Raw genomic sequence first — 8,765 nt, forward strand, 5'->3', positions numbered from 1 at the left:
CGTGTTCATTCTCAGCACCTCGGGGGCAAAAACCCAGGGTGCCACGGTTATCCCGCGCGGCGTCTCGCTCTCTCAGGTGTCCAACTTGCCCTGGAACAGGTGTCCAGGTTGCCCTGGAATCAGTGTCCAGTTTCCGGCGGATTGGGTGTCCAGTTTGCCGTGGAATCGGTGTCCACTTAGGCGTGGAATACGCAGGCTACTGCATAGGGGACCTCAACGAGAGCAACATCCTGGTCCAGCGTACCGCGCTGCTCACCATAGTCGACACCGACTCCTTCCAGGTCCCCAACCCAGCGGGACCGCCCTACTTGTGTCCGGTCGGCAAACCCGAGTACACCGCTCCCGAGTCCCAGGGCAAGAACCTCCAACATCTGCGCCTCCACGAGCAGCATGATCGTTTCGCCTTGGCCGTGTTGCTGTTCTTGATCCTGCAAGAGGGTAGTCACCCCTTCCGCGGCATAGGCCCGCCGTCCGAACTGGGGGAGCGGGTCCGGAGCGGGCTCTTTCCCTTCGTGCCCGGATCCGTGGTCCAGCCCCCGCCACTGGCACTCTTTGGCGAATTGGCCCCGCCATTGCCGGATTTTTTTCGCGCCGCCTTCGAGGCCGGACACGCAAACCCCGGACTGCGCCCCAGCGCGAAGGACTGGAGTAAGGCACTCGCGCAGGGCGAGTCAAGGCTGATCCTGTGCCAGGTCAATCCGCAGCACCATTACTATGGCGGCCGGACTCACTGCACCTGGTGCGCCCGAACCAACGACCTGGGACGCGACCCCTTCCCGGCCCCTGCGGGCACGGGCCGGACGCGACCGGTGCAACCGCGTCCGCCGGCCGTCCGACCGGCAGCGCCGATCCTGTCGCCGACGACGCCCCGCGCAGCCCGGCGCCCAGCCCCCCAACCCTTGGCGCGCGGGCGCCGGTCCGGGCGTCGCGTTGGAGTTGCCGCCTCCAGCGTACTGGCGCTGCTGGGGCGCGTTGGCCGTAGCCTGCGTTCCCTTCCTCCCCGTCGGACCGTCGGCATCTTCACCCTGTTGACAGTGCTGATCCTGGGTCCCGTCCTATACCATCAGTGGAGCCTCGCAAAGGCGGAGCGCGCAGCCCGATTAGTTTCCCAAGCAAGGGAGGCTCTGGAGCGCGGCAACGAGGCCGCGGCCAGCGAGGCGCTCGATCAACTCGCCATGCAGGCCCCTGAGTTGGTCGCCGAGTTTAGTCGCGACCGCGCCGACCGCTACCGCACGCTCGCCAGGCGCGCCACGCCCTGCGCGACGGAACTGCGGGATCTGGCGCTGACCGAAGCCGGGCTTTGGGACGCGAAGGTGCAAGACCCGACGGGCACACAGCCTCCGGTTGACAAGGGTGAGGAGCAAGCCGACGCAACTCTGCTACGCCGACGGACAAAGGCACCGCCGACAAAGGACAGCAAGCCAGCGCGACTGATCCAGGTCCGCTCAGGCCCGATCGCGGCCATTACGCGAGATATGGTGGCCATCCCCGGCGGCACCTTCCAGATGGGTTGTGATCCCGGCGACCGACAATGTTCCGAGCTTTCGCGGCCACCGCATCAGGTCAAGGTCAGGTCATTCCGGATGGGCCGATATGAGGTTACCCAGTCCCAATGGCAGGCGATAATGAAAAACAATCCAGCTCAATTTCAAGGCTACGACCGACCGATTAAGCTGGGTTTTCTATTCCACTTAGAGCAATTGAGAATTACGCTCCTATGTGCTGCGACGAGACAGGAATACAGAAAACGTCCATTAAGTCAAGGGGCTTGTCAGTTCTTCTTGGGATACTGGTGGGCTTGGCGCTGCCAAGAGGCGACGCAATGGCCTGGACAGAAGCCGACCTTCAAGGCGCCAGGCGGTTACTGGACTACAAGTTGCAGCAGCGGCGGACGGCCGAGGCTGAGGCCCAAGCGAAGCTGGAAGTGGAGCAGGTCATCAAGGGCATTGCGCAGGGAATGCTCAATATTCCAGGCGGCACTTTCCAAATGGGTTGCAGCCCTGGCGATGATCGCTGCCAAGATAACGAACAGCCGCCGCACAAGGTTACGGTTAGCCCCTTCCGTATAGCGAAATATACTGCGGCGGCTATTCAAGCGGCTTGGTAACCGCCGCCGTCGGTTCATTTCCACCAAATCCTTTCGGGCTTTACGATACCGTCGGTAACGTATATGAATGGGTTCAGGACTGTTGGCATGATAGTTATTATGGAGCACCGTCGGACGGCTCAGGATGGAACAGTCCTTGCCGATATAGCAACCAGATTTTTCGTGGCGGCACATGGCATTACGGCGGCTCGACCGCGCGCGCGTCTGCCCGTAGCGGCGACGTGCCCGCTTCAAAGAGCCCTTACGTCGGCCTGCGTCTTGCCCAAGACCGTTAGTCAATATTCTTGATGGCTGCCGGAAAAGCTTCCGGATCTGCTGCGCAACACCTTGCAGGGCACACGCGATATTGCCAGGTGGATGCCCGAACTGCCGGAGCGAGCCGGCGCCTGATCGCAGTCTCCTGTCCCCGCCACCACTTCACATAAACAGCATTAGCGCCTAGGCGCATGTAGGCGCTGGGAGGGTGACATAAGGCGGTCATGGAATTTCATCATCAAAAACGCCGGCTTGCGGCGAAGGCTCAACCGCCGAAACGGCTTTCAGGTCCGCTGCGGTGAAATCATCCAGCCGCAACACCTGCCGGTCGTGTTCTTCCGAGCACTGCAATTCACCGCTCGACAAGACGATAGGCAGAAACAGGGTGCGCGGGTGAGTCGGTGAAGGATCAAACCCATGAACCTCATAAAAGCGCCGCGCCGTCTCGGACAGGGCATGGACCATAAGCGCTTTGACGCCCACCAGTTGCGCCACCGTGGCCGTGCGGAAAATGGCGTCGCGCAGCAGTGCCTTGCCGAGGCCGTGGCGCTGCCACGCGAGATCAATCGCCAAGCGCCCGAGCAGCATGACGGGAATCGGGTTCGGCATGTTCCGCCGGATAGGTCCGGGCGCCTGTTCGCTGCATATTGAACCGGTCGCCAGACTGTAGTAACCGATGACACGGTCATCGTTGCACACCACATAGGTACGCGACGCGCCGCGTCCCTCGTTGCGCAGGGCGCGGGTTTTCAACCAGTGGTCGAGGGTCGGTTCGCCGCTCTCAAAGGTCGTCAGGTCATGCGCCGCCGCGAGGGGCGCCGGAGCCGTCCAGGCACCAACCGTTGGCAAGTCAGGTCTCCCAGGGCGCTTTGGTTGCCAACAAGGCGCGCAGCCGGGGATTGTCGGCGGGCGGCGCGTCCAGCAATGCCTGAAACTTCGCAAATGCCGCGGCGTCCAGCACGAACACGCGCTGGTCCAGCAATACGTCCTCGGCCTCACGGCAGGCCGTCTCCAGCATGAAGTCCGAGCGGGTCTTGCCCAAAATCTCGGCCGCCTGGTCGATCAGGTCGCGCTGGTTGCGTTGGGCGCGAATGTTGATGTTGATGTCCCGGGTCCGGCCGCTGGTCTCCTGGGATTCGAGCGATGGCATGAAGCGCTCCGTGGGGTGTTGGTTGCTTGCAGCAGCTGTTGCCTGACGTGGGGGAATTCCGGGATAGTATACCAAATTTCCAAAATGCCGAGAAAGCGACACGGCTCCTTCACCGCCCAGTCCGGCGTACTACGGGGGAACACGCGGGCCCTTCGCTCCGACACGTCACATAAGCTTCGTTAGTGGCAATTTCGGAAGGACAGGTACAGGCTCTCATCCGACCATCCGCACCCTGTTGTGAGTCCCGCCCGCGGCCCTTGCCGCCGAGCCTGGACGCACTCAGCCGCGCGGGCTGCCCACCGGTGCCAACAGAAAGACCACCGTCCCATCCGGCGCCGATCGACGGGCGTTCCCGCAAGCAACCGCCGGATCGGGTCCCAAGGCAGTCAGCATGCCGCGCCGCGGCCGGCGGCCTGGTCGAGCAACTCCAGGCCACGCGCCTCCCGTCCGGCACCCCGTTGCGCACGCAGGCGAAACCGGGTCTGCGCATCGGCCTGGCGAGCACGACCGTGGACATCTCCTCGAAGAGTTGGGCGACGTTGGTGCCACGGGCTTGGGCGAGAACTTCCAGTCGGTGCAACTTCTCCTCAGGCAGGTCAAGGGTTAGCGCGGTCCTCCAAGTACCTCTCGTAGAAACATTTCGGGCGCGAGCACCGATAGAGCCACGACCTCGTTGGACGCCCCGGCGCCAAGGCAAGCGCCGACGAAGACATTGGTATCGACAACAATGCGCTCTATGTCGCTCACAAGACCGAGAATATCACACTGGCCGCGGCGGCCGGCGCCAAGTCGTCACGAGGTTACGTCGGCAGGGCTTCGGGGCACTCGCCCGCTGGACAGGTTAGCGACGGGGCCGACCCTGACGACATGCCCAAACGGCTGTTCTGTCATGGCAACCCGGCATGACCCTGCTATGATCGCGGTCCCACCAGAGTACACCAGGATGATGAGCATCCGCACCAACCGCCGCCTGCCGGGCCTCCTGCGCAAGGAGTCGCTCCAGATCCTGCGCGACCCATCGAGCATCGCCATCGCCTTTGTCCTGCCGGCGGTGCTGCTGCTGCTCTTCGGCTATGGGGTGTCGCTCGATTCCCGCCTGGTTCCGGTCGGGCTGGTCATCGAGCAGCCGGGGGCGGAGACGGCCGCCTTTCTGGGGGCCTTCGAGCACTCGGTCTACTTCGCCCCGCGGGTCTATGCGACCCGGCAGGCGGGGCGCGCGGCCCTGGATGCTCATCGGGTCGACGGGCTCCTGGTGCTGTCGGCGGACTTTGCGCGGCGGCTCAAGGGGGAGGGCGAGGCGCCGATCCAGGTGATCGTCAACGGGGTGGACGCCAACTCGGCGCGTCTGCTGGAGGGCTATGTCCAGGGGGTCTGGGCGAACTGGCTGCAGGGCCAGTTGGCGGCCCAGGGCACGGCCTTCACCAACCCGGTGACGGCCGAGCCCCGCGTCTGGTTCAACCCGGAACTCCAGAGCCGCAATTACCTGGTGCCGGGGCTGCTGGTGGTGAACATGACCCTGGTGGGGGCCCTGCTGACGGCCCTGGTCTTTGCCCGGGAGTGGGAGCGCGGGACCCTGGAGGCCCTGCTGGTCACCCCGGTAACCATCGGCGAGATTCTGATGGGCAAGATCCTGCCCTATTTCGTGCTGGGCATGGGCGGGATGCTGCTGTCGGTGCTGATGGCGGTGTTTCTGTTCGGGGTGCCGCTGCGCGGGTCGGTCTGGGTGCTGACCCTGTGCTCGACCCTCTTTCTGCTCACCGCGCTGGGGATGGGGCTCCTGATCTCCATCGTCACCAAGAACCAGTTCGTGGCCGGTATGGTCGCCATCCTCGCCACCTTCCTGCCCGCCTTCCTGCTGTCGGGCTTTCTGTTCGACCTGGGCAGCATGCCCGCGGTGATCCGCGTCATCACCCACCTGGTGGCGGCGCGCTATTTCGTCGCCATCGTCCAGAGCCTGTTCCTGGCTGGCGATGTGTGGGCGGTGATCCTGCCCAATGCCGCAGCCCTGGCGCTGATGGCGGTCTTTTTCCTGGGTCTGAGCCGGCGGCTGTTGAGTAAGCGGCTGGGGTAGGTTGGCCTTGATTGAGGGCATGGCCCGATGCGGGCGCCTTTACCGTCGTTGTCGTAATCGTAATCGGAGAAGCGATGCAATTTTGGGTGCGGAAGAATCCGGGGCGCCACGATAATCTCGACAACGACAACGACAACGACAACGACAACGACAATGGCGCTTTAGGCATTCACGAAGGGGGCAGGCAATGAGTTACCTGGAACAGGCCGACACCGGGCAGTTCGACCATATCCTGGCCCTGACGATCAAGGAATTCCTCGTGCTGTTCAAGGACAAGCGCAGCCGTATGGTAGTGATCATCCCGCCGCTCATCCAATTGCTGGTGTTCGGCTATGCCGCGTCCTTCGATCTCAATGCCGTGCCCTATGCCGTCTATGATCGGGATCAGGGTTATGCGGCGCGCGACCTGCTCGCGCGCTTTGCGGGCTCGCCCACCTTCGAGTTGGCCGGGCACATCGGCCGCCAGGGCGAGATTGCCGGGCTGATCGAGGCCCGCCAAGTGATGCTGGTGGTGCAGTTGGGTCCGCGCTTTACCGCGGACCTGGCCAGCGGACGCACGGCGCCGGTGCAGGTGTTGATCGACGGGCGTAATTCCAACAGCGCCCAGGTGGCATTGAACGACGTGAACCAGATCGTCAACCAGTTCAATCAGGACTGGATGGCCGCCCACGGACGTGCCGGCCCCCCCGTGCGCCTGGTGCCGCGCGCCTGGTACAACCCCAACCTGGAGAGCCGCTGGTTCTTCGTCTCCGGGTTGGTGGGCCTGCTGACCCTGGTGGTGACCATGATGGTGACGGCCCTGTCGGTGGCGCGGGAGCGCGAGCAGGGGACCTTCGATCAACTGCTGGTGACACCGCTGCGGCCCTTGGAGATCCTGATCGGCAAGGCCATGCCGGGGTTCGTGATCGGGGTCTTCGAAGCATCGCTGGTCGTGGTGCTCGCGGTCCACTGGTTCGGGGTGCCGTTGCAGGGCGAACTGTGGGTGCTCTATCTGGGGATCGGGCTCTTCGTGCTGGCGGCGGTCGGGGTGGGGCTCGCGATCTCCTCGCTCGCGCTCACCCTGCAGCAGGCCCTGCTCGGGGCCTTCCTGTTCATGGTGCCGGCGGTGGTGCTGTCCGGGTTCGCGACCCCGATCGCCAATATGACCCCGACGGTCCAAGCACTGACCCTGGTCGATCCGCTACGCTACTACCTGGTGATCCTGCGCGGGGTCTTTCTGGAGGGGGCCGGATTCGACCTGCTGTGGGGACAGATGTGGCCCCTGGCCCTGATCGCACTCGCCACCCTGGGGGCGGCGGGGTGGCTGTTCCGGCATCGGATGGGGTAGGCTTGGCGCCGGGTAACGACCTGATCGCGCTTGATTGTGTTGGCGCCTGGAGCCCCGAAGGGGCCTGACATACCAGCCCAGGGCAACGCCCTGGGATAGAGAAATTGAGCCGATCAGCCCTGAAAGGGCGTGACATAGCTGCATCCTTTGTCGTCCGACCCTTTGTCACGCCCTTTCAGGGCTCAGTCAAATTTGAACTGTCCACCCAGGGCGTTGCCCTGGGCTGGTATGCCTGACCCCGTTGGGGTCAAGAAATTGAGGTCCAGTCGCACCGCCCACCGCGCCGGCCCCGGGTTCGACTGCGCCTCTGGTAGAATCCTCTCCCTGTCCCCTGCCCAGGAAGTCCCGCGCGACCATGACCGTCCGTACCCGTTTCGCCCCGTCCCCCACCGGTTATCTGCACGTCGGTGGTGCCCGCACCGCGCTCTTCTGCTATCTGCACGCCCGCAAGCATGGGGGGCGGTTCGTGCTGCGCATCGAGGACACGGACCTGGAGCGCTCCAGCGCCGAGTCCGTGAACGCCATCCTGGAGGGCATGAGCTGGCTGGGCCTGGACTACGACGAGGGACCCTTCTATCAGACCGAGCGCTTCGACCGGTACAACGCCGTGATCCTGGAGCTGTTGTCGCGCGATCTCGCCTACCGCTGCGACTGTCCCAAGGAGCGCCTGGACGGGCTGCGCGAGCAGCAGATGGCCGACAAGCAGAAGCCGCGCTATGACGGGCATTGCCGGGCCCGCGCGATCGACCCGGCGAGCCCGCACGTGATCCGCTTCCGCAACCCGCTCGAGGGCGCGGTGGTGGTGAACGACCTGATCCGCGGCCGGATGGTCTTCAGCAACACCGAGCTCGACGACCTGATCATCCGCCGCACCGACGGCTCGCCCACCTATAACCTCGCGGTGGTGGTGGACGATGCCGACATGGCCATCAGCCACGTCATCCGCGGGGACGACCACATCAACAACACCCCGCGCCAGATCAACATCCTGCGCGCGCTGGGGGTGGAGCCGCCGCGGTACGCCCATGTCCCCATGATCCTGGGCGACGACGGGGCGCGGCTGTCCAAGCGCCACGGGGCGGTCAGCGTCATCGCCTACCGGGACGCGGGCTACCTGCCGGAGGCCCTGCTCAACTATCTGGTGCGCCTGGGCTGGTCACACGGCGACCAGGAGGTCTTCACCCTGGACGAGATGATCGCCCTGTTCGACATTACGGACGTGAACAAGGCCGCCTCCAGCTTCAACACCGACAAGCTCGATTGGCTCAATCAGGAATATCTCAAGCTCGCGGACCCGGCGCGGGTCGCCAACCTGCTGCGCACCCACCTGGGCGCGCTGGGCATCGACCCCACCCAGGGACCGGACCCGGAACTGGTGGTCGCGGCCCAGGCGGCCCGCGCCAAGACCCTGGTGGAATTGGCCGCGATCAGCGCCTTCTGTTACCAGGACTTTGCCGACTACGATCCCGACGCGGCCAAGAAGCACCTGCGCCCCGTCGCCCGCGAGGCCTTGACCCGCCTGCGGGCGGCCTTCGAGATGATGGCACTGGAGGACTGGACCCCGGAGTCCCTGCACCGGGCGGTGGAGCGGGTGGCGGAGGAATTGGACGAGAAACTCGGCAAGGTCGCCCAGCCGCTGCGGGTGGCGATCGTCGGGCGGGCCGCCTCGCCGGGGATCGATGTCACCCTGCAGCTGGTGGGCAAGGAGGCGACGCTGCGCCGTCTCGACCGCGCGCTGGCCTTCATCGCCGAGCGCGAGGGGCAGGCCGGGGCCTGACCCGGGTGCGATCAGAACTGATGTGGTGGCCGAGATCCCGGGTACTCTGTCGTTGTCGTTGTCGAATAATCCGACCAC

8 protein-coding genes and 2 pseudogenes are annotated in these 8,765 nt (G+C 64.6%); 6 read left to right on the forward strand and 4 right to left on the reverse strand.

The features are described from left to right. Positions 1–176: 176 nt before the first annotated feature. Positions 177–611, reverse strand: a complete 435-nt coding sequence (locus QZY48_RS07265; protein WP_295429578.1) for a hypothetical protein — start codon at positions 609–611, stop codon at positions 177–179. An 864-nt stretch (positions 612–1,475) separates the two neighbouring features. Between QZY48_RS07265 and QZY48_RS34665 the strand changes: the two are divergent. The 3 genes and pseudogenes from QZY48_RS34665 to QZY48_RS07275 all read left to right on the forward strand — a co-directional run. Then, positions 1,476–1,694 (forward strand): annotated as a pseudogene (locus QZY48_RS34665) (SUMF1/EgtB/PvdO family nonheme iron enzyme); the annotation flags it as partial. A gap of 128 nt (positions 1,695–1,822) precedes the next feature. Continuing rightward, positions 1,823–2,107 (forward strand): SUMF1/EgtB/PvdO family nonheme iron enzyme, encoded by a 285-nt coding sequence (locus QZY48_RS07270; RefSeq protein ID WP_295429581.1) that lies wholly within the window; start codon positions 1,823–1,825, stop codon positions 2,105–2,107. Beyond that, complete coding sequence (locus QZY48_RS07275) at positions 2,101–2,382, forward strand: SUMF1/EgtB/PvdO family nonheme iron enzyme (RefSeq protein WP_295429583.1); 282 nt, start codon at positions 2,101–2,103, stop codon at positions 2,380–2,382. Before QZY48_RS07270 ends, QZY48_RS07275 begins: the two co-directional genes overlap by 7 nt. A gap of 202 nt (positions 2,383–2,584) precedes the next feature. Here QZY48_RS07275 and QZY48_RS07280 read toward each other — a convergent pair whose 3' ends face one another. From QZY48_RS07280 to QZY48_RS07290, 3 genes and pseudogenes are all read right to left on the reverse strand, one after another. After that, positions 2,585–3,211 carry a GNAT family N-acetyltransferase gene (locus tag QZY48_RS07280; protein WP_295429586.1) on the reverse strand — a complete coding sequence of 209 codons (627 nt, stop codon included), beginning with the start codon at positions 3,209–3,211 and terminating at the stop codon, positions 2,585–2,587. Between the two features lies 1 nt (position 3,212). Further along, positions 3,213–3,512 carry a DUF1778 domain-containing protein gene (locus tag QZY48_RS07285; RefSeq protein WP_295429589.1) on the reverse strand — a complete coding sequence of 100 codons (300 nt, stop codon included), beginning with the start codon at positions 3,510–3,512 and terminating at the stop codon, positions 3,213–3,215. A gap of 386 nt (positions 3,513–3,898) precedes the next feature. Then, positions 3,899–4,107 (reverse strand): annotated as a pseudogene (locus tag QZY48_RS07290) (toxin-antitoxin system HicB family antitoxin). Positions 4,108–4,455: 348 nt separating this feature from the next. Between QZY48_RS07290 and QZY48_RS07295 the strand changes: the two are divergent. From QZY48_RS07295 to gltX, 3 genes are all read left to right on the forward strand, one after another. Further along, positions 4,456–5,583 (forward strand): ABC transporter permease, encoded by a 1,128-nt coding sequence (locus QZY48_RS07295; RefSeq protein ID WP_295429592.1) that lies wholly within the window; start codon positions 4,456–4,458, stop codon positions 5,581–5,583. A 187-nt stretch (positions 5,584–5,770) separates the two neighbouring features. Then, complete coding sequence (locus QZY48_RS07300) at positions 5,771–6,910, forward strand: ABC transporter permease (protein ID WP_295429595.1); 1,140 nt, start codon at positions 5,771–5,773, stop codon at positions 6,908–6,910. A 355-nt stretch (positions 6,911–7,265) separates the two neighbouring features. Then, positions 7,266–8,687, forward strand: a complete 1,422-nt coding sequence (gene gltX / locus QZY48_RS07305) for a glutamate--tRNA ligase (RefSeq protein WP_295429598.1) — start codon at positions 7,266–7,268, stop codon at positions 8,685–8,687. The last annotated feature ends 78 nt before the right edge of the window (positions 8,688–8,765 follow it).

The sequence above is a fragment of the uncultured Thiodictyon sp. genome (assembly GCF_903828115.1).
GTDB lineage: Bacteria > Pseudomonadota > Gammaproteobacteria > Chromatiales > Chromatiaceae > Thiodictyon.